This window comes from Mesorhizobium sp. B2-4-7 (genome assembly GCF_006442685.1).
Classification (GTDB): domain Bacteria; phylum Pseudomonadota; class Alphaproteobacteria; order Rhizobiales; family Rhizobiaceae; genus Mesorhizobium.
This window is the reverse complement of the sequence record NZ_VFVH01000001.1, coordinates 420,366-439,001: the sequence shown is the minus strand read 5'-3', so window position 1 is coordinate 439,001 and position 18,636 is coordinate 420,366. Positions and strand designations below refer to the sequence as shown.

17 protein-coding genes are annotated in these 18,636 nt (G+C 62.6%); 7 read left to right on the top strand and 10 right to left on the bottom strand.

The window, feature by feature from the left end; translation table 11 throughout:
- Window positions 1–26: 26 nt before the first annotated feature.
- Window positions 27–506 (top strand): DUF4179 domain-containing protein, encoded by a 480-nt coding sequence (locus FJ946_RS02205; RefSeq protein ID WP_140567693.1) that lies wholly within the window; start codon window positions 27–29, stop codon window positions 504–506.
- Between the two features lie 44 nt (window positions 507–550).
- On the opposite strand, the gene FJ946_RS02200 is transcribed toward FJ946_RS02205, so the two are convergent.
- Complete coding sequence (locus tag FJ946_RS02200) at window positions 551–2,875, bottom strand: PAS domain-containing sensor histidine kinase (RefSeq protein ID WP_140567695.1); 2,325 nt, start codon at window positions 2,873–2,875, stop codon at window positions 551–553.
- A gap of 243 nt (window positions 2,876–3,118) precedes the next feature.
- Here FJ946_RS02200 and FJ946_RS02195 point away from each other — a divergent pair, with 243 nt between their 5' ends.
- Window positions 3,119–3,532, top strand: coding sequence for a hypothetical protein (locus FJ946_RS02195; RefSeq protein WP_140567698.1), 414 nt, complete (start codon window positions 3,119–3,121; stop codon window positions 3,530–3,532).
- A gap of 101 nt (window positions 3,533–3,633) precedes the next feature.
- Here the strand turns inward: FJ946_RS02195 and pepN are convergent, their stop codons facing one another.
- Window positions 3,634–6,279, bottom strand: coding sequence for an aminopeptidase N (pepN, locus tag FJ946_RS02190; RefSeq protein WP_140567700.1), 2,646 nt, complete (start codon window positions 6,277–6,279; stop codon window positions 3,634–3,636).
- A 222-nt stretch (window positions 6,280–6,501) separates the two neighbouring features.
- Between pepN and FJ946_RS02185 the strand changes: the two genes are divergently transcribed.
- A complete protein-coding gene (locus tag FJ946_RS02185; RefSeq protein WP_140494669.1) occupies window positions 6,502–7,464 on the top strand; it encodes a DMT family transporter in 963 nt (320 codons plus the stop codon).
- A 9-nt stretch (window positions 7,465–7,473) separates the two neighbouring features.
- On the opposite strand, the gene FJ946_RS02180 is transcribed toward FJ946_RS02185, so the two are convergent.
- The 3 genes from FJ946_RS02180 to FJ946_RS02170 all read right to left on the bottom strand — a co-directional run bounded on the left by FJ946_RS02180 (window position 7,474) and on the right by FJ946_RS02170 (window position 9,952).
- The gene (locus FJ946_RS02180) at window positions 7,474–8,277 is read right to left on the bottom strand and encodes a helix-turn-helix transcriptional regulator (protein ID WP_140567703.1); all 804 of its coding nucleotides are present in this window, start codon (window positions 8,275–8,277) and stop codon (window positions 7,474–7,476) included.
- Between the two features lie 48 nt (window positions 8,278–8,325).
- The gene (locus tag FJ946_RS02175; RefSeq protein ID WP_140567706.1) at window positions 8,326–9,198 is read right to left on the bottom strand and encodes a uracil-DNA glycosylase; all 873 of its coding nucleotides are present in this window, start codon (window positions 9,196–9,198) and stop codon (window positions 8,326–8,328) included.
- Window positions 9,199–9,307: 109 nt separating this feature from the next.
- Window positions 9,308–9,952: a hypothetical protein gene (locus tag FJ946_RS02170; protein ID WP_140517982.1), complete on the bottom strand. Its 645-nt coding sequence runs from the start codon at window positions 9,950–9,952 to the stop codon at window positions 9,308–9,310.
- A gap of 220 nt (window positions 9,953–10,172) precedes the next feature.
- Here FJ946_RS02170 and FJ946_RS02165 point away from each other — a divergent pair, with 220 nt between their 5' ends.
- Together FJ946_RS02165 and FJ946_RS02160 are read left to right on the top strand one after the other, a co-directional pair.
- Window positions 10,173–11,852, top strand: a complete 1,680-nt coding sequence (locus FJ946_RS02165) for an electron transfer flavoprotein-ubiquinone oxidoreductase (RefSeq protein WP_140517983.1) — start codon at window positions 10,173–10,175, stop codon at window positions 11,850–11,852.
- A 139-nt stretch (window positions 11,853–11,991) separates the two neighbouring features.
- Window positions 11,992–12,585, top strand: coding sequence for a DUF922 domain-containing protein (locus FJ946_RS02160; RefSeq protein WP_140567710.1), 594 nt, complete (start codon window positions 11,992–11,994; stop codon window positions 12,583–12,585).
- Between the two features lie 13 nt (window positions 12,586–12,598).
- Here the strand turns inward: FJ946_RS02160 and FJ946_RS02155 are convergent, their stop codons facing one another.
- The 5 genes from FJ946_RS02155 to FJ946_RS02140 all read right to left on the bottom strand — a co-directional run bounded on the left by FJ946_RS02155 (window position 12,599) and on the right by FJ946_RS02140 (window position 16,296).
- Window positions 12,599–13,636: an endonuclease/exonuclease/phosphatase family protein gene (locus FJ946_RS02155; RefSeq protein ID WP_140567713.1), complete on the bottom strand. Its 1,038-nt coding sequence runs from the start codon at window positions 13,634–13,636 to the stop codon at window positions 12,599–12,601.
- A 141-nt stretch (window positions 13,637–13,777) separates the two neighbouring features.
- The gene (locus tag FJ946_RS02150) at window positions 13,778–15,238 is read right to left on the bottom strand and encodes an AMP nucleosidase (RefSeq protein ID WP_246671782.1); all 1,461 of its coding nucleotides are present in this window, start codon (window positions 15,236–15,238) and stop codon (window positions 13,778–13,780) included.
- 101 nt (window positions 15,239–15,339) lie between these two features.
- Window positions 15,340–15,534, bottom strand: a complete 195-nt coding sequence (locus tag FJ946_RS02145; RefSeq protein WP_140517987.1) for a hypothetical protein — start codon at window positions 15,532–15,534, stop codon at window positions 15,340–15,342.
- Window positions 15,535–15,588: 54 nt separating this feature from the next.
- Window positions 15,589–15,747, bottom strand: a complete 159-nt coding sequence (locus tag FJ946_RS30660; RefSeq protein WP_181165140.1) for a hypothetical protein — start codon at window positions 15,745–15,747, stop codon at window positions 15,589–15,591.
- 207 nt (window positions 15,748–15,954) lie between these two features.
- Window positions 15,955–16,296 carry a DUF2147 domain-containing protein gene (locus FJ946_RS02140; protein WP_140517988.1) on the bottom strand — a complete coding sequence of 114 codons (342 nt, stop codon included), beginning with the start codon at window positions 16,294–16,296 and terminating at the stop codon, window positions 15,955–15,957.
- Between the two features lie 446 nt (window positions 16,297–16,742).
- On the opposite strand from FJ946_RS02140, the gene FJ946_RS02135 reads away from it, so the two are divergent.
- Both FJ946_RS02135 and FJ946_RS02130 read left to right on the top strand, forming a co-directional pair.
- The gene (locus FJ946_RS02135) at window positions 16,743–17,009 is read left to right on the top strand and encodes a sel1 repeat family protein (RefSeq protein ID WP_010915070.1); all 267 of its coding nucleotides are present in this window, start codon (window positions 16,743–16,745) and stop codon (window positions 17,007–17,009) included.
- A 398-nt stretch (window positions 17,010–17,407) separates the two neighbouring features.
- A complete protein-coding gene (locus FJ946_RS02130; RefSeq protein ID WP_140567715.1) occupies window positions 17,408–18,529 on the top strand; it encodes a branched-chain amino acid ABC transporter substrate-binding protein in 1,122 nt (373 codons plus the stop codon).
- Window positions 18,530–18,636 lie beyond the last annotated feature (107 nt).

The following is an 18,636-nucleotide window of genomic DNA, read 5'->3' as shown; positions in this document are numbered from 1 at the left end:
GGGTGACGATGCAACAGGAGAAGACCATGAGAAAGACAACCAAGCTCGCGTTCGCCTTCATCGCGTTGGCAGGAGCCGTCGGCACTGCGGCCTATGCCGAGAACATCGACAGCGCAAACATGCGTGAGCGCACGATGATGCGCCTCAACAAGGCGATGAAGGACAATGACGGCACCATCAGCTTCGACCAGTTCTCAAGCGTCATGGATTCGCGGTTGAAGAAGCTGGTCGCCGACAATGGTGGCAAGCTCACGGTGGAGCAGCTCGCCGCAGCGCTGGAAAAGGACCGCTTCGAGCACATGGCCAGGCGCATCATCGCGCGTTACGACAACAAGGGCGACGGTACGCTGACGACGGACGACATCGCCAGTCGCGACAAGAAGCTCTTTGCCCTGCTCGACAAGAACAACGACGGAAAGATCAAGAAGGGCGAACTGCCAAAGGGCGGCCGCTTTGGCTTACACCGTCAGTGGGATGACGAAGGCGACGACGGCAGCATGCAATAACGCCTTCCGGCACGGGCTTCGGCGACATCGCCGGAGCCCGTTGCTTAAGCCGCGACCTTGACCACGGGCGTCGCCTTCTTCACCGGAATGCGCACCGACACGATCGTGCCGACACCTTCGGTTGAGCGGATTTTCAGGGCACCGCCTTGCAGTTCGGCCAGAGAGCGCGAGATGGCGAGGCCGAGGCCGGACCCGGCATGGCTCTTGGAGAACTGGTTCTGCACCTGTTCGAAGGGCCGTCCGAGCTTGCCGAGCGCCTCCTTCGGGATGCCGCAGCCATTATCCTCGATCGTCAGCACCAGCGCCCCTGAGGTATTGCGGGCCCTGACCGATATGTGGCCGCCTTGGCCGGTGAATTTCACTGCGTTGGACAAAAGGTTGATGACGATCTGCTTGATCGCTCGGCGGTCGGCAAACAGCGTCAGCGCGTCGGCGATGCGGGTCTCCACGGTGATCGCCTTCTGTGCGGCCTGCAGCGAGACGACCCTGACCGTCTCGCTGATCAGCGGGCCGAGATCGATCTCTTCGCGGTCGAGCGAGAATTGGCCGGCCTCGATTTTCGACATGTCGAGAATGTCGTTGATGACGCCCAGGAGATATTTGCCACTGCTGTTGATGTCGGTGGCGTATTCCTCGTAGCGCTCCGATCCCAGCGGGCCGAACAGCCCCTGTTCCATCAGCTCGGAGAAGCCGATGATGGCGTTCAAGGGCGTGCGCAGTTCATGCGACATGTTGGCCAGGAATTCGGACTTGGCCCGGTTCGCCGCTTCGGCGCGCTCGGTTTCCTTCATGTATTTGCGGTTGAGCTCGACCAGTTCGCGCGCGCGCTCCTCTTCGGCCCGGCGGGCGAGGCTGAGATCGTGTATGGTCGCCATCAGCCGGCGCTCGCTGTCGACCAGCTTTTCTTGATGCAGCTTGATCTGGGTGATGTCGGATCCGACCGAGACAATGCCGCCGTCGCGGGTTCTGAGTTCGTTGACCTGCAACCAGCGGCCGTCGGCCAGCTGCCGTTCGAACGTCGCGCCGCCCTGCGGTCCATTGCTGTTGGCAAGCCGCCGATCGGAAGCGAAAGCGAGCATGCGCTCTTCCAACGTGGCGCGCACGGCGCCTGGCATCACGTCACGGTCCGAAAGGCCATTGTCCTTCTGGTATTTGGAATTGCACATGATCAGCCGCTCGGCGGCATCCCACAGCACGAAGGACTCGTTGATGTTCTCGATCGCCGTCCTCAGGCGCAAATCGGCTGCCTCGGAACGAAGCGCCAGGTGACGCTGCTCGGTGACGTCGACGGCGATGCCGATCAACTGGATTTCGGGTGCTTCCGGATCCATGACCTGCGCCCTTGCGCGCATCCATACCCACTGCCCGTCGGCATGCCGCATCCGGAACACCTGATCGATATGATCGATCTCGCGCGCGACGATCTTGTTGGCGAGCTGGAACAAGTCGCCATCATTGGGATGGATGATCTCGTCGACCTCGCCGAAGGACAGCATCGTGTCGCATGGCTCGTAGCCCAGCATGTCGTACATCGAGCGCGACCAATACATCTTGCCGCGCACCATGTCCCAGTCCCACAAGCCGCAGCGGCCGCGTACCAGCGCCATGTCGATGCGTTGATGCGCTTCGAGATAGATGCGGTCGGCCGCCTGCGCGCGCGCCGCCTGGCCGAAATAGGCATAGAGGATGATGATCAGCACGCCGGCCGTCAGTACGAACAGCGTCACATTCAGCGAGACTGTCTTGCGCCAGGCGTCGAAAACCGCGTCCTGCGGCACCAGCGCCGCTGCCGCGCCTTTGCGACCGTTCGTCAGGCTGACCGCTGCATACCAGTCCTGCCCGCCAATATCGACCTCCATCACTCCGGCGCGGTCGCCGAACATGAACAGAGGCTGGCCGCCCTGGGCGAGGCTATCCAGCGAACGGCCTTGCCAGGACATCGAGCGCGGCGTCACCGCGGTGATCTTGAAGGCGCTGTCGGTGATGACAAGAACGTGGCCGCGGCTCATCGCGCCCTGGCGGCTGGTCGTTTCCAACAGGTCCTGGATGGCGCCCGGCGCGGTGTCGGACGTGGTGGCCAGCGAACTCGCCAGTTGACCGGACGCCAGCATCAGGATCGCCTTGGCGTTGCGCTCGATATCGTCGCGTTCGTTCATCAGCGACAGGACGCGCAGCGCCGCGATCGCGATCAGGAAGATGACGATGAGAGCCGGTATCGATCGGCGCAGCAATGGCTCCGCCGCCAGAAGCCGCTTGTAGGCCGGTTCGGCGATGAGCCGCGTATTCCCGGCAAGGCCGTCGCCTCGCGGCGTCTCGCGACGCGCAAAAGCTATCCCTCCGGGCGCGCCCCATGCGTCCGCCTTCGCCATAAATGGCACTCCCCGATTTGCCTATGCTTGATGATCCGGCAAACGCCGCACTTCCGAATCGCCATTAAAGAATCAAAGGTGATTCGCCTTGTCCAGTGGTCCGGCGAAAAAAGATTAAAAATCGACTAAAATAGCGGCTTTTCCGCCAACCGAGCAAAGGCATGCGATGGCGATTACCGTGGAAAGGGAATAATATTAGAAATCACGCATATTCCGTGCGGGATTGCACATTGGGAGGAAAGCATGAATCGCAGATCTGCAATTGCTCTCGGCGTGTCAGCGGCAGCGGTAACGCCTTTGTTCGCCCTGGCGGCGTCGGCAAAAACGAGGACATACGGCCCGAAGGAGGGCAAGGAGATTGCGCCCGGCATCAGAGTGGTGGAGGTAGGCACGGGAAACTCAGACATTCCTGCCTACAAAAGCATCTCAATCGTCGATGTCGTGTTTCAGCCCGGCACACATGCGCCGGCGATGGTGATGGACAACGACATGGTATGCACCATCACTGCGGGCGAATTCACGATCAAGAAGGCCGACAAGGAGTTCAAGCTCAAGGAAGGCGACATATACACTTGCGCCAAGGGCAAGACCGACGAGGCGACGAATACGAGCGCCGAGGTCGGCGTGCATCGCATCGCCATGTTGATACCCGGGTAGGGAGGCGGGAATCCGTTCGAGCAGCAGAAGCACAGCCTGACGGGCCGGTGGCGTTGCCTTGGCATTGCCGCCGACCACCATGGTGGCCGCTTGGGTCTGGCTCACGCCAGCGTACGCTCGACAATATCGCTTAAATCCGCCGACAGGTTTTCGGCATTGGCAATCGAAAGCAGCGCTTCCCTGGCCTTGGCCTGCCTGCCAGGTTCGAGCGAACGCCACGACCGGAGCGCCGTTGCCAATCTTGCCGCCACCTGCGGATTGCGTTTTTCGACCTCGAGCACGGTCTGCGTGAAGAATCGGTAGCCTTCGCCGTCGGCGCGGTGGAATCCGGTCTGGTTGGCACTGGAGAATGTGCCGATCAACGAGCGCACCCGGTTCGGATTGGCCATCGAGAAGGCCGGATGCGTGGTCAGGGCGCGAACCGTCTCCACCGCCTGCGGACCGGGTACGCTGGCCTGAATCTGGAACCATTTGTCCATCACAAGCGGGTCGGACGCATATGTCGCTTCGAAAGCCGCCAGTGCCTTGTTTGCCTCCGGCGAACCATGGTGGCGGTGCGCGAGCACGGTCAGTGCCGCCGCGCGGTCAGTCATATTGGTGGCCGACCGGAAGTGCTCCGCCGCAAGCCCGGCGCCATCTGACAGCAGCGAGAGATAATCGAGCATGACGTTGCGCAGCGCCCGCCGTCCGGCGGAAGCTGCGTCCGGGCTGAACGGGCCGGCGTCGGCAAGCCGCTCGTAGAGGCCGGCGAACGCGTCGCGGTTAGCCCTGGCGATTGCCAGCGCCAGCGCCTCGCGCGCAGCGAAGATGGCGTTGGGTTCGATGTTCTTGCCGATGTCGCGCGCTATGTCGGTCTCGCCCGGAAGCGAAAGCGCCAGCGCCCGGTAGGCCGGCTCCAGCGTCTCGTCGCTCGCGATCCTGCCGGCAAGCTCGGTCAGCCGCGCGGTGAAGCCAGGCTCGGCGCCGTCGAGAATCTGGCGGAAGGCCAAGATCAATGCATCCGTAAGCAGCGTGTTGAAGGTCTGCCAGCGCGAGAAGCTGTCGCTGTCGTGGCCGGCAAGGAAGAACTGGTCGTCGGTCTTCTGCTCGACGGCAAGCGTTATCGGCGCCGAGAAGCCGCGGTTCAGCGAAATCGCCGGACGCTCGGCGACGCCTGAGAAGCGCACCACATGCCGGCGCTTGCGGATGTGGATGATGCCGTCCTCGACGCTGGCGCCGTCGACCGCGTCATAGGCGACCGGCTCGCCGCCGGCGCCAATCAGACCGAAGGCGAGCGGTATGTGCATCAGTCGTTTGCGGCTTTCCGACGGGGTCGGCGGCACCGATTGCTCGATTTCCAGAGTGAATTCCCGCTCCGCCCGGTTATAGGTCGAGCTCACCGCCAGGTTAGGGGTGCCGGCCTGATGGTACCAGAGCGCGAATTGCGACAAGTCGCGGCCGGACACCTCCTCGAACACTGTCAGGAAATCCTCGATCGTGGCCGCCGTGCCGTCGTGCCGCTCGAAATAGAGGTCCATGCCGGCGCGAAAGCTATCAAGCCCGAGGATGGTACGGATCATGCGCACCACCTCCGAGCCTTTTTCGTAGACGGTCGCCGTGTAGAAATTATTGATCTCGCGATAGCGGCGCGGCCTGACCGGATGCGCCAGCGGCCCCTGGTCCTCGGGGAATTGATGCGCGCGCAGCGTGCGTACCTCGGCGATGCGCTTGACCGCACGCGAACGTTGGTCGGCGGAGAATTCGTGGTCGCGATAAACGGTCAGCCCTTCCTTCAGGCAAAGCTGGAACCAGTCGCGGCAAGTGATTCTGTTGCCTGTCCAATTGTGGAAATACTCATGCGCGATGATCGCCTCGATATTGGCGAAATCGGCGTCCGTCGCGGTCTCCCGGTCGGCCAGCACATATTTGTCGTTGAAGACGTTGAGGCCCTTGTTCTCCATCGCCCCCATGTTGAAGTCGGACACGGCGACGATGTTGAAGACATCGAGGTCGTATTCGCGGCCGAATGCCTCCTCGTCCCATTGCATCGATCGCTTCAAGGCATCCATGGCGTAGCCGGCGAGCTTCTCCTTGCCGGGCTCGACATAGATGCCGAGCTCGACCGTGCGGCCGGACATGGTGACGAAACTGTCGGCGACCCGGCCGAGATTGCCGGCGACCAGCGCGAACAGATACGATGGCTTGGGGAAGGGATCGTGCCAAATGGCATAGTGCCAGCCATCGCCGAGATCGCCCTTGTCGACCCGGTTTCCGTTGGACAGAAGCAGCGGCGCCTCGTCGCGGCGGGCTTCGATCCGCACGGTGTAGACGGAAAGGATGTCGGGGCGGTCGAGGAAATAGGTGATGCGGCGGAAGCCCTCTGCTTCGCATTGCGTGCAATAGACGTTGCTTGAGCGGTAGAGGCCCATCAGCGCTTCATTGCCCGACGGCGCCAGCTCGGTCTCGATCGACAGCCGAAAGCGACGCGCCGCCGGGGGCTTGAGGATGGTCAGTCGGTCGGGCGCCACGGCAAAATCCGTCGGCTTGGCTTTCCTGCCGTCGATCTCAACGCGCCTGAGCGTCAGCCCGTCGCCCTCCAGCACAAGCGGCGCAGAGGCCGCGACGCCATCGCGGCGCTCGACGGTCAAAATTGCCGTGACGATCGTCGCCCCTGGCGAAAGACGGAATTCAAGGCTCGTTTCCGGAATGAGATAGTCGCTGGGGCGATAGTCTTCGAGTTTGAAGACCTGGCCAGTGTCGGTGCGCATTCCGTGATTCCTGTCTTTCCGGGCCTGTCCTGCCCGTCCAAAAATTTGAAGTCCGCGCTCTTTACACGAACCGGCGCCTCGACAAAACTGCGACAAGGTCTATTCAGACCCTCCTTTCCAGCATCGCGAGGCAGTCATGGCCGCCGTCTACGACGTCAGGCATATCGAGAAACCGGCAACGCCGGCGCGTACCTGGGCAACCATGCGGGAAGCGGCGGGAGCGTGACAGCAGGCCCCGGCAACAGTGACAATACCGTAGGGCACAACACGCTCACTGGCATTATGCTGAAGATCGTCTCGGTGGCGGTCTTCGTCGGCATGTCGACCTGCATTAAGGCGGCGGGCACTGTGCCGGCGGGACAGATCGTCTTCTTCCGCTCCTTCTTCGCTATCTTTCCGATCATTGCCTTTCTGGCTTTCAAGGGAAATCTCGGCACGGCTTTCAGTACAAGCCGTCCGTTCAACCACATCGCGCGCGGCGTCGTCGGCGTCTGCGCCATGGGGCTCGGCTTCTTCGCGCTGACGCGGTTGCCGCTGCCGGAAGCAATCACGCTGAATTACGCCCAGCCACTGTTGGTGGTGGTGTTCAGCTCGATTTTCCTCGGCGAAGCCATTCGTGTCTATCGCTGGAGCGCGGTCGCCGTCGGCCTCGTCGGCGTGCTGATCATCTCCTGGCCGGAGCTGACGCTCCTGAGTTCCGGCGAGGCGCTCGATGACCAGGAGGTGCTCGGCGTCATCGCCGCATTGATAGCGGCGGCGATTTCGGCCGTCGCCATGCTGCTCGTGCGCAATCTCGTGCAAAGCGAGCGCACCGCCACGATCGTGCTTTGGTTTTCGGTCACCGCGAGCGTCATGGCGCTGCTGTCGCTGCCGTTTGGGTGGCAGGCGCTGACGCCGGGGCAGGCGGTCCTTCTTGTCGCCGCCGGCTTCTGCGGCGGCCTTGGCCAGATCCTGATGACCTCGGCTTACCGCCATGCCGAGGCATCGGTGGTGGCGCCGTTCGAATACACCTCGATGATCCTCGGCGTCTTGGTCGGCTATCTCGTCTTCGGCGATGTCGCCACGCTGAACACGCTGACCGGCGGTCTGATCGTCGTTGCCGCCGGCATCTTCATCATCTGGCGCGAACGTCAACTCGGCCTGGAACGCACCCGCACGCGCAAGGCCGCCCCGCCGCAGGGGTGATCAGCACCGTTAGGCCCGCTCTTTCGCCAATCTTACCAGCGCCGTCCGCGTCTGCTCGTCGGCCGGAAAGAAGGACTCGATCGCCAGCTCCGACAGCGTCACGTCCAGCGGCGTGCCGAACACGGTGATGGTGCTGATGAACGACAGCACCTGATCCCCATGGGCAAGCCGCAGCGGATGCACGATGCCGCTCGGCTCGACCCGCGCCGGCCGCCCACTCTTCAGGCCGGAGGGATAACCGCGCAACTCACGCTCCAGTTCGATCAGCACCGGATCGCCTGACGCGTCGTTCTGGTGCTCCAGGCGTTCCAGCAGGTGCGCCCGCCACTCCGCGAGATTGACGATGCGCGGCGCGACACCTCCAGGGTGCAGGCTGAGCCGCAGCACGTTGACTGGCGGCTTGAGCAGCGAGGGCTCGGAAACGTCGGCCAGGAACGGCCCAATGGCAGTGTTTGCCGAAACGAGGTTCCAGTGCCGGTCCACCGCAAGCGCCGGGAACGGCTCGTGCCCTCGAAGCACCGTCTCGACCGCCGCCATGGCCGGTGCCAGCGAAATGTCGGTCAGCGGCCTTTCGCTGAAGCTCGGCGCAAAGCCCGCCGCCAGCAAGAGCTGGTTGCGCTGGCGAAGCGGGATCGAAAGCTGCTCGGCCAGGTGTAGCACCATGTCGCGCGACGGCGCGGCCCGCCCGCTCTCGACGAAGCTCAGATGCCGCTGCGAGATATCGGCTTCCGTGGCGAGGTCGAGCTGGCTCATCCGGCGTCGCGTGCGCCATTCACGGATGAGGCTGCCGGCGGAGGTTTGAGGAGATATCATGAGGGCATGGTTAGGGCGACGGCAGGCGCATTTCAATTACCCGCGAGGTCATGGGGCGGTGAGCGCTCTTAGCTTCGCCTTCACCTCGAGAAAATCCCGCCAGGCCAGCTTCTTGTGCGCGGGCGTCCTCAATAGATAGGCCGGGTGCAGCGTCGGCATCGCCGGAATAACGATGCCGGACGCTGTCGTGTGGGCGCGCCAGTTGCCGCGCAGCCGCAAGATGCCTTCGCTCGTATTCAGAAGGGTCTTGGCCGAGGGCCCGCCGAGATTGACCAGCACCTTCGGCTTGACCAGTTCGATCTGCCTTTCGATGAACGGCCGGCAGATCTCGGTTTCGTGCGGCGTCGGCGTGCGGTTGCCCGGCGGCCGCCAGGGGATGACATTGGCGATATAGACGGATGTCCGGTCGAGCCCGATCGCGGCCAACATGCGGTCGAGCAGCCGGCCGGAGCGGCCGACGAAGGGCAGGCCTTCTATATCCTCGTCACGGCCGGGCGCCTCGCCGACCAGCATCACCGATGCATCCGGGTTGCCGTCGGCAAAGACCAGGTTCTTGGCGGTGAACTTCAGGTTGCAGCCGTCAAAAGTCGACATGTGCTGGCGAAGCTCGTCCAGCGTCGAGGCAGCCGAGGCCAATTCGCGCGCCAGCGCCGCCTGCGCCTCGTCGGGTACCGCCGAAATGGGCGGGCGCGCCGGCGGAGCGTTAGGCACGGCGCTCGCATCGAGACGCGGTTGGGCGGGCCGCTCCGGTGCTCTGCTATCGCTCGGCGCGGCAGCCGGCATCCGCTCCGCCGGCTTGGGCGCGGCTTCCGCGAAGCGGTTCACCGGCGCGTCCTCCAACGCCTCGTCGACGCCCGCGCTGGCATAGAAGGCGAGCAGCTCGGCGATATCAGGTCGGCTGTTTGGGGAAGCGGCAGTCATGGCGCCACCATCGTTCGACTGGTCGCATATTGCAAGTTGGTGATTGGGGACATTGGCACAACCGGGCAATGACGGCCTGTCTGTGGCAGCGTCATACGCTCACCGCAACCTAACCCGTCGGTATGCGCGGGTCCTGCACCAGATAAAAGGTCCAGCGCGGCGTATAGTCGGTGATCAGGAATTCGAACCTGGCGGTCTTTAGCGGGTCGACCTTGCCGTTCTTGAACAGCAGACGGTCATACGGTTCAAAATCGCGGTCGAAATCGGCAAAATTGCTCGACCAGATATTGTCAGGCGTCTTGTTGCGCTGGTCGAACGAAAGCCCGTCGCCGAAGACGCTCGGCTGATTCAGGACCTCCTGAAGCTCGAACTGGAATTCGATCCAGGCCTGGCCGCTGTTGTTGAGCACGTCCAAGCGCAAATACATGATGCCGTTGGCGAACTCGCCCGCCTTGCCGAACGCCTGGATCGGCTTGGTTGCACGGATGGTCAACGTCACCGGCGTCGCTGAATTCAGCTCTTCGGTGATGACGAGCGGATCGTCCTTGGTGCCGGTGCCGGAAGCGCCGGTGATTTCGAACCCGCCAAGCTCGTCGGAGAAGGAGTAGGCACCGGTGGCCCAGACCTTCACCTCGTCTGCAAAGGCATGGACCGGCGCCAGCAGGGGGAGGGCCGAAAGGAACGCCCGGCAGGCCCTGCCGGGCGTCGATGGGAAGCGCGTTGATGAGAAGCCGGCTGGCCCAGGAATGCGCATGGTGCGAAGTATGGCCGATAAGCAAGCCGTCGAACAATTAAAAACGTACGCGTTGCGGGCAGGCCGGCGCAAAACGGGTGTCCTTCGGCACGATGCGCGACTTTTTGGCCAAATCCGCGTTGTCACAGACGCGCCGGTTTCCTGTCGCGACTTGATGCGCTATGCAGCGCATGAGCCAGCAAGATACGCGCAATAGCGACAAGCCAGTGCGGAGGGGTTGATGAGCGATATCGAACGCGAAAGCATGGAATTCGACGTGGTGATCGTCGGTGCGGGCCCGGCCGGCCTCGCCGCCGCCATCCGCCTGAAGCAAGTCAATCCCGAGCTTTCCGTGGTCGTGCTGGAAAAGGGCGGTGAGGTTGGCGCCCACATCTTGTCAGGAGCCGTCGTCGATCCAATCGGCATCGACCGGTTGCTGCCGGGCTGGCGCGACGAACAAGACCATCCATTCAAAACGCCGGTCACGGCGGACCATTTCCTGGTGCTTGGCCCCGCCGGCTCTTTCCGCCTGCCCAACATGATGATGCCGCCTCTGATGAACAATCACGGCAACTACATCGTCTCGCTTGGCAATGTCTGCCGCTGGCTGGCCGCCAAGGCCGAGGCGCTCGGCGTGGAAATCTATCCGGGGTTCGCCGCGGCCGGCCTGCTCTATAACGAGGAAGGCGCCGTCACCGGTGTTGTCACCGGCGACATGGGCGTCGAAAAGGATGGCACACACGGCCCGGGTTTCGCGCCGGGCATGGCGCTGATGGGCAAATATGTGCTGATCGGAGAGGGCGCGCGCGGCTCGCTCGCCAAGCAGTTGATCGCCAGGTTCAGGCTTTCCGAGGGCCGCGAGCCGGGCAAATACGGCATCGGCCTCAAGGAACTGTGGCAGGTCAAGCCGGAGAAGCACAGGCCGGGTCTCGTCCAGCACTCCTTCGGCTGGCCGCTCGATCTCAAGACCGGCGGCGGCTCTTTCCTCTATCATCTGGACGACAATCAGGTGGCGGTGGGCTTCGTCGTCCACCTCAATTACAAGAACCCCTGGCTGTCGCCGTTCGAGGAGTTCCAGCGCTTCAAGACCCACCCGGCGATCAGCGGTACTTTCGAGGGCGCCAGGCGGTTGGGCTATGGCGCGCGCGCGATTACCGAAGGCGGTTGGCAGTCGGTGCCGAAACTGTGCTTCCCGGGTGGCGCGTTGATGGGCTGCGCCGCCGGGCTCGTAAACGTCCCGCGCATCAAGGGCTCGCACAATGCCGTGTTGTCGGGAATGCTGGCGGCCGAGCATGTCGCCGAGGCAATCGCCGCCGGCCGCGCCAATGACGAGCTCTCCGCTTACGAAGCCGCGTGGCGGGCGACAGACATCGGCAAGGATCTGAAGAAGGTGCGCAACGTCAAGCCGCTGTGGTCGCGCTTCGGCACCATCGCCGGCGTCGCCATCGGCGGCCTGGACATGTGGCTGAACACTTTGTTCGGCTTCTCGCCCTTCGGCACGCTGAAGCATGGCAAGGCCGACTACGCCACGCTAGAGCCCGCCGCGAAGCACAAGAAAATAAACTATCCCAAGGCCGATGGCGTGCTGACCTTCGACCGCTTGTCCTCGGTGTTCCTGTCCAACACCAACCACGAGGAAAACGAGCCGGTGCATCTGCTGGTGGCGGACATGGAGCTGCAGAAGCGTTCCGAGCATGACGTCTTTGCCGGACCTTCGACGCGCTACTGCCCTGCAGGCGTCTACGAATGGGTCGACAAGGACGGCAATGCCGCTGCCGATCCGGCGGCCAAGGACGTGCGCTTCGTCATCAACGCGCAGAACTGCGTCCACTGCAAGACCTGCGACATCAAGGATCCGAACCAGAATATCGACTGGGTGCCGCCGCAAGGTGGCGAAGGCCCGGTCTATCAGAACATGTGAGCCGTGCCGGGCCAAGCCGTCACGAAGAACATGCGAGCAGCGGCGGACTTGTCTGTCGCCGTCGACCGCCTGCCTCGATCAAGCCCGTTGAAGCCTTCCGCCGAGTGTGGTCTGCTCGGCTCCGACAAAGGAGGCGGACATGCGCCTGACCAGCCCCACGATGCTCGCCATGGCCTTCATGCTGCTTTGCGCATCAGCCGCGTCGGCGGGCACAAAGCTCACCGTTCACATCCGCACCTACGATGTCGCTGGAAATACCGGAGCCGCCCTTGTCGAGGCGATGGACCGGCTGGGACCCAAGCACGGCTATATGACGCGCGCCATCGCCGAAACCGGTTACGCCGTGCATTGGGATCTCGATATTGTCCGGGAGGATGGAGCCTGCCATCTGCGGCAGGCCAACGGGACGCTCAACCTGACCTACACTTTCCCGCGGCTCTCGTCGGCAAGCCCTGTCCTGCGCGAACGTTGGGACCGTTTCATGATCGGCGTTCGCAAGCACGAGCAGACGCATGGCGGTATCGCGAGGCGTATGATGCGGGCCACCGAGGCCGCGCTTGCCGGCCTGCGGCGCCCGGACAACTGGTTCTGCACCGGCACGCATCTCGAGGCGCGGCGCCGGATCAAGGCCATCTATGTCGAATACGAAGCCAGGCAGAACGCTTTCGATGCGCGCGAGCATCGCGGCGGCGGGCCTGTCGAGCACCTTGTCGAAGCGTTGACCAAACCCTGAGAATGCCGAAGCATCAACCGCGCGGATTGTTTTCAAGGTCGCTCGCCGCGAGCGCGCTCTCATGCTCGTCATGGGGCAGCCTGTCGTCGGGGCGAAGCGAGAACTCCACGAGTACGGGAAGATGGTCGGAGCCGGTATCTTCCAGTCGCGTTGACGACAGAATGGTCACGCCGCCCTTGCTGAACGCCTGGTCGATCGGGAGGCCTGCATAGCGGCGCAGGAAGTCGGGCAGCTTCCGGTGAATCCAGGTCGACCCAGCCGACGGCATGACCGTCAGTCCGCCGAGAGCGGCGACGCGCCGCACCGCGGCGCTCCATGGCACCGCGTTGCAATCGCCGGCCATGATGGCGGTTTGGCCGAGCGATGAAAGCTGCTCCGAGAGTTCACCGATCTGCCAATACTGCTCCCGGGGCCACGGCCAGCTGAGGTGGATGGCGGCGACGTCGGCGCTCCTGCCGCCGAAATCGATGGTCGCAACGGCCATTGCGCCCCGGCGCTCGCAATGTGGCGCGGTTCCGGCGACAAAGGGTCGCCGCGAGAGCAGCGCGACGCCGAATACGCCGTTGGGATAAGGACAGAGGATCCGGTATGGATAGGCGCTGGCGATGTAGCCAAGCTCCGTCGCCCACATCGCCGACACCTCGTCCAGGGTGATGACGTCGGGATTGGTCCGGCCGATCAGTGACAGCACTTTCTTCGGCGTTGGGTTGTCGTAGCGCAAATTCATCTGCAGCAGGCTGTAGACTACCTGGTCGGTCTGGTCGGTGGATTTGGCGACCGCCTGAACCGGCCACGGCCGAGGCAAGGCGGCCGAAGCGGTCGCAAGAGCGGCCACGGCAAAAACCAGAGCCGCGGCCGCTTGCAGGCGAAACGATGTCGCCAGCAGCGGCAGCGCGCAAACCGCCATCAGCACGGCGAGGTGGATGCGGAAATGCGAAAAGGAATCGAGCGCCGGGTGCAAGGCGCCGAAGAAGCCGGCCACCAGCGCGACCGAGAGCGTCATCATCACGATGAATACCAGTGAGGCCGCCATGTCTCGACTGCGTTTCATCGGATCAGATCTGCATGAGTTGCCAGCGATGGTCCTCGCCCGGTTATCGGCAAAAATGCGGCTCAATCAAGATAGCGAATTGCGGGCAAGATGGCGAATCGCCGGCAAGACGGCGAATAGCTCTGGCGGCGCGCAGATCGGCTACTGGAAGGCCGTTTCCGAAAAACTTCTGAGCTTGCGCGAATGCAGCCGCTCCATCGGCATTTCCGAAAGCTTTTCCATCGCCCGGATGCCGATGGTCAGGTGCTGCGCCACCTGCCGCTTGTAGAACTCGGTCGCCATGCCGGGCAGCTTCAACTCGCCATGCAGCGGCTTGTCGGAGACACACAAGAGCGTGCCGTAAGGCACGCGGAAGCGGAAGCCATTGGCCGCGATCGTTGCCGATTCCATGTCAAGCGCGATCGCCCTCGACTGCGAAAGCCGCTGCACCGGTCCGCGCTGGTCGCGCAGTTCCCAGTTGCGGTTGTCGATGGTGGCGACAGTGCCGGTGCGCATGATGCGCTTGAGATCGTACCCAGACAGGCCGGTGACTTCTGCAACCGCTTCCTGCAATGCCACCTGGATTTCGGCCAATGGCGGGATCGGCACCCAGACCGGCAGGTCGTCGTCCAGCACGTGATCCTCGCGCACGTAGGCATGCGCCAGCACATAATCGCCCAGCGCCTGCGTATTGCGCAGACCCGCGCAGTGGCCGAGCATCACCCAGGCATGAGGCCTCAGCACAGCGATATGATCGGTGATCGTCTTGGCGTTGGAGGGTCCGACACCGATATTGACCATGGTAATGCCGCCATGGTTCGGCTTCTTCAAGTGGTAGGCCGGCATCTGCGGCAGGCGCTGCGGCGCCATCCCTTCGCTCGGGGCGCTCTGCCCGGCTTTGGTGACCACGTTGCCCGGTTCGATGAATTCGGCATATCCGCCGCCGCCACTCTCCATCAGGTCACGGGCGCGCGCCACGAACTCGTCGATATAGAACTGATAGTTGGTGAACAGCACGAAATTCTGGAAATGCTGCGGCGTGGTCGCGGTATAGTGCGACAGGCGGTGGAGCGAATAGTCGATCCGCTGCGCGGTGAAGGGCGCCAGCGGCCTTGGTTCTCCGAACGCCACTTCGAACGTGCCGTTGGCGATCTGGTCATCTGTACCGTCGAGATCTGGCACGTCGAACAGGTCTCGGATCGGCCGCTGGATACGCTCGGCCGCCGTTCCGTCGACATGGGTGCCTTCGAGAAAGGCGAAATGCAGCGGGATCGGCGTTGTCGATTCCGAGACCGTGACCGCGACCCCGTGGTTGCGCATGATCAGACGCAATTGCTCGACCAGATAGCTTTCGAACAGGCTCGGCTGGGTGATGGTGGTGGAAAAATGCCCCGGCGTCGGCATGTGGCCATAGGCTTGGCGTGAATCGATCTGGGTGAACGAGTTGGTCGTGACGCCGATCTCCGGGTAGAAGGCGCGGTAGCGCTTGCTGCTGTCCCCGCCGGCGGCAAGCGCCGCGAAGGAGTCGCGCAGGAACTTGGTATTGCGGTCATAAAGGGCTTGCAGCGCCGCGACCGCCTTTTCGGCGGTGTCGAAGCTTTGCCGGCCAAAAGGCTCGGGCATGACGACAGATTCGATGGCTTGGGGGTAGATTCGCTTTTCCATGGCTCAATATAGAGATTTGGATAGGCGGTTGGGAGGGGTGTCCCGATCGAAGGCGCAATTTATCCGCGCTGCAGGCTGACCAGCAGCACGAAACCGACGCCGGATTTCTTCAGTGCTGGCGCGTCGATCGTGGACCCGGCATCGGTACGCATCATCGGCACGGCCAGGACCGGTGCGGCAAGAAACGCCAGGATGAGCGCCGCCCGCGGCAGAAGCCGAACGGTTTTGAAGAGATTGGCGGCGATGCGGTTCATGGTCTTTGCTTTTCTTTCGAGGTCTTGTGGTTGGTCAGGTCTTTGGTTTCTGTCTCAGGGGCGAAGGGTGGTCGGGCAGGCGAGGCGGCAGGTTCTGGAACTGGCCTCGTCCCAGGAACGGGCCGAACGGCCCGCTTCGGCGACGAGGATGGCGAAGAACATTCCAAACAGGCTCACCAGCAGGCAGACGATGGTGAAGCGGCGGGCGAGCATTGGTCGTGTCTCCTTCAATACGCAGGAGAATGCCCGGGCACGACTGAACCGGCTCTGATGCCGACGTTCATCTGCCGTTCAAATCGGTTGATGGATTTTGAGGCGGCGCTGGCCATAAGGAGCATGGCTGCCGGCACAGCATGCCAGGATCATGAAACGAAAACGGGGCCTGCCGGCCCCGTTTTCATGTCGCAAGGATGGGGTCGATCAGAGCTTGTGCCAGGTCTGGCTCTTGCAGATCAGCCCGCCGAGCACGCAACCGCTCATTTTCAGCGAGGTGCCCGACAGTGTCGCCTTGCCGGAGTAGGTCTTGTCGTTTGCCGGGTCGGTTATGCTGCCGGTGTATTTGTTGTCGCCGGACGCCTTGAGCGAACCGATGGTCTTGCCGGCATATTTGCCAGACTTCAGCGTGATGGAAAATGAACCCGAGCCCCCGATGGCCGCGGTATCGCCGGCCTGCGTCTTCCAGTTTCCCTCGATCGGATCGGCCCAGGCCACACCGGTCAGGATCAAAGTGGCCGCCAGGGCCAGGCTTGCTTTTCGAAACATCTTTCCTCCCTTGGATACCCGGCAGGAGGCTCCGCCTCGCCGGTCTGCCGCTTACGCAAACGTAAGCTAATCCAGCTCCCTGCAAAACAAAAGCGGTGCCGCAGCGGAAGCTTTGGCAATTCAGAAGCGCCGACGGAAGCAATATCGGCAGGGAAATGAATGCATGCATGCGCGGCGTTTGTTTCGCGTGGTTAGCGGAGTGTTGATTCCGCTGGCGAAAATTTTCGTCAAATTTGGCGCTATCCGGCTGAATCGCTGGCTTTGTATCCTTAACGAATTTCCACGTTTACCTATTGTTTTAGCTTTGTTTTCCTCAAATTAAGCACGCCATTTAACGACGGATTCAAGCCTGCGCGGCATTCTCGAAAGCATCGAAAGAGCGGCCCGGACAGACAAACGGAGGCAGCTCTCGGGAGCCAGACAGGGCCGGAAGAGAGGATTGAAAAATGGCACGTTTTGAAATGCTTGAAGCAGGCTTCGGCGCCATGGGGGCAACTGCCCAGGCCGACATTCTTTTCGAACTGGGGATGATGTATGCGACGGGCCGCGATTGCGAGACCGATGTCGTCGCCGCCCACAAATGGTTCAACATCGCCGCGATCAAGGGTTCGGCCCGCGCTGCGGAATTGCGTTCGGAACTGTCGGCTGCGATGTCGAAGGTCGAGATCGCCAAGGCGCTGCGCGAAGCCCGCGAATGGATGACGATGCACTGAATTTAGAGATAAGGCAGGGCGGCCTTCTGGTCCGCCAGGCAAGGACAAGGCCGCGGTAAGACGGCCACGTGACAAAACCAAGAACGCGGCACGCCCGACAGGGCCAGCGGCGCGGCGGCCATGATCCGGTTTCGGAAAGATCAGGGCCAGCAGGAAGACAGGGAAGGCGAGTTGGGTTCGAGTGCGGGGGCGCTTGAGAAACAGCTCGACAGGCAAAGCCGCGACCGGCCGGAACAAGGCCGGCGCGGCTTTTGCCTTTTTGCTCCAGAGATGCTCCGCAGGCCTAATCGAGCGCCGCCAATGCGCCTAGACAGGCCACACGAAGGATGAAATTGTCCGGCCTCTCTGGAAGAAGCGTGGCCGGGGCGGCCGCGCGTGAGTGGAGGAGTCATACCGCAATGAAAAAATTAAGTATTTTGAACGCGGCCATTTTCGGCCTGATGATGAGCGCGCCGGTCGCCTATGCCGACGACATCACCTTTTCGGTGGTCGGTCCGATGACCGGACAGCTCGCCACCATTGGCGATCAGTTCAAGCAGGGCGCGCAGGCTGCCGCCGACGCGATCAATGCTGCCGGCGGTGTCGACGGTCGCCAGATCAAGCTCGATATCGAGGATGACCAGTGCGACCCGAAGCAGGCGGTTTCGGTCGCCAACCGTATCGTCGCCAATGGCGTCAAGTTCATCGACGGCCACGCTTGCTCGGGTTCGAGCATTCCGGCTTCCGCCGTCTATGCCGAAGCCGGTGCCCTGATGATGAGCCCGGCCTCCTCGAACCCGGTGCTGACCGACGCCGCAGCGAAGGCCGGCTGGCCGACGATCATGCGCCTCTATACGCGTGACGATGCGCAGGGTGCCTTCATCGGCCCCTGGATCGCGAAGAAGTATGCCGGCAAGAACGTCGTCATCCTGCATGACAAGAGTGCCTACGGTCAGGGCGTTGCCGATGCGGTCAAGGCCACGATGAATGCCGGCGGCCTGAAGGAAGTGGACTATGAAGGCATCAATGCCGGCGAAAAGGACTATTCGGCGCTCGTCACCAAGCTCAAGGAGCTCAAGGCCGACGTTGTCTATTTCGGCGGTTACCACCCGGAGGCTGGCCTGATCCTGCGCCAGTCGGCGGAACAGGGCATCAAGTTCCAGCTGATCATGCCGGATTCGATAGCCTCGCCGGAATTCTGGCAGGTTGCCGGCCCGGCCGGCGAAGGGACCATGTTCGTCTTCCCGTCGGATCCTCAGGCAAAGCCGGAAGCCAAGGCAGCCGTCGAGAAGATCAAAGCCGGCGGTTTCGTGCCGGAAGGCTTCACGCTATTCTCCTACGCCACGATCCAGGCCTTTGCGGAAGGCATCAAGCGTGCCGGCAGCGATGATCCGGCCAAGGTCGCCGAGGCGCTGAAGAACGGGCAGCCAATCAGCACGGTTGTCGGCAATGTCACCTTCGACGAGAAGGGCGACCTCAAGAACGCCAGCTACGACATCAACCAGTGGCACGACGGCAAGTATGCGCCGATCCAGCCGTAATCGCTGCCTATATCGATGAAATGGCCGGGCTCGTCCCGGCCATTTCATTTCTGCCTGTGTGTCTTGCCATGGACATATAACGGCGGTCGACATTCTACGGCGCCTCT

Excerpts from the sequence above, each read along its gene's own strand:
- FJ946_RS02205 (WP_140567693.1), top strand. The coding sequence starts at position 27 with ATGAGAAAGACAACCAAGCTCGCGTTCGCCTTCATCGCGTTGGCAGGA.
- FJ946_RS02200 (WP_140567695.1), bottom strand. The coding sequence starts at position 2,875 with ATGGCGAAGGCGGACGCATGGGGCGCGCCCGGAGGGATAGCTTTTGCG.
- FJ946_RS02195 (WP_140567698.1), top strand. The coding sequence starts at position 3,119 with ATGAATCGCAGATCTGCAATTGCTCTCGGCGTGTCAGCGGCAGCGGTA.
- pepN (WP_140567700.1), bottom strand. The coding sequence starts at position 6,279 with ATGCGCACCGACACTGGCCAGGTCTTCAAACTCGAAGACTATCGCCCC.
- FJ946_RS02180 (WP_140567703.1), bottom strand. The coding sequence starts at position 8,277 with ATGATATCTCCTCAAACCTCCGCCGGCAGCCTCATCCGTGAATGGCGC.
- FJ946_RS02175 (WP_140567706.1), bottom strand. The coding sequence starts at position 9,198 with ATGACTGCCGCTTCCCCAAACAGCCGACCTGATATCGCCGAGCTGCTC.
- FJ946_RS02170 (WP_140517982.1), bottom strand. The coding sequence starts at position 9,952 with ATGCGCATTCCTGGGCCAGCCGGCTTCTCATCAACGCGCTTCCCATCG.
- FJ946_RS02165 (WP_140517983.1), top strand. The coding sequence starts at position 10,173 with ATGAGCGATATCGAACGCGAAAGCATGGAATTCGACGTGGTGATCGTC.
- FJ946_RS02160 (WP_140567710.1), top strand. The coding sequence starts at position 11,992 with ATGCGCCTGACCAGCCCCACGATGCTCGCCATGGCCTTCATGCTGCTT.
- FJ946_RS02155 (WP_140567713.1), bottom strand. The coding sequence starts at position 13,636 with ATGAAACGCAGTCGAGACATGGCGGCCTCACTGGTATTCATCGTGATG.
- FJ946_RS02150 (WP_246671782.1), bottom strand. The coding sequence starts at position 15,238 with ATGCCCGAGCCTTTTGGCCGGCAAAGCTTCGACACCGCCGAAAAGGCG.
- FJ946_RS02145 (WP_140517987.1), bottom strand. The coding sequence starts at position 15,534 with ATGAACCGCATCGCCGCCAATCTCTTCAAAACCGTTCGGCTTCTGCCG.
- FJ946_RS30660 (WP_181165140.1), bottom strand. The coding sequence starts at position 15,747 with ATGCTCGCCCGCCGCTTCACCATCGTCTGCCTGCTGGTGAGCCTGTTT.
- FJ946_RS02140 (WP_140517988.1), bottom strand. The coding sequence starts at position 16,296 with ATGTTTCGAAAAGCAAGCCTGGCCCTGGCGGCCACTTTGATCCTGACC.
- FJ946_RS02135 (WP_010915070.1), top strand. The coding sequence starts at position 16,743 with ATGGCACGTTTTGAAATGCTTGAAGCAGGCTTCGGCGCCATGGGGGCA.
- FJ946_RS02130 (WP_140567715.1), top strand. The coding sequence starts at position 17,408 with ATGAAAAAATTAAGTATTTTGAACGCGGCCATTTTCGGCCTGATGATG.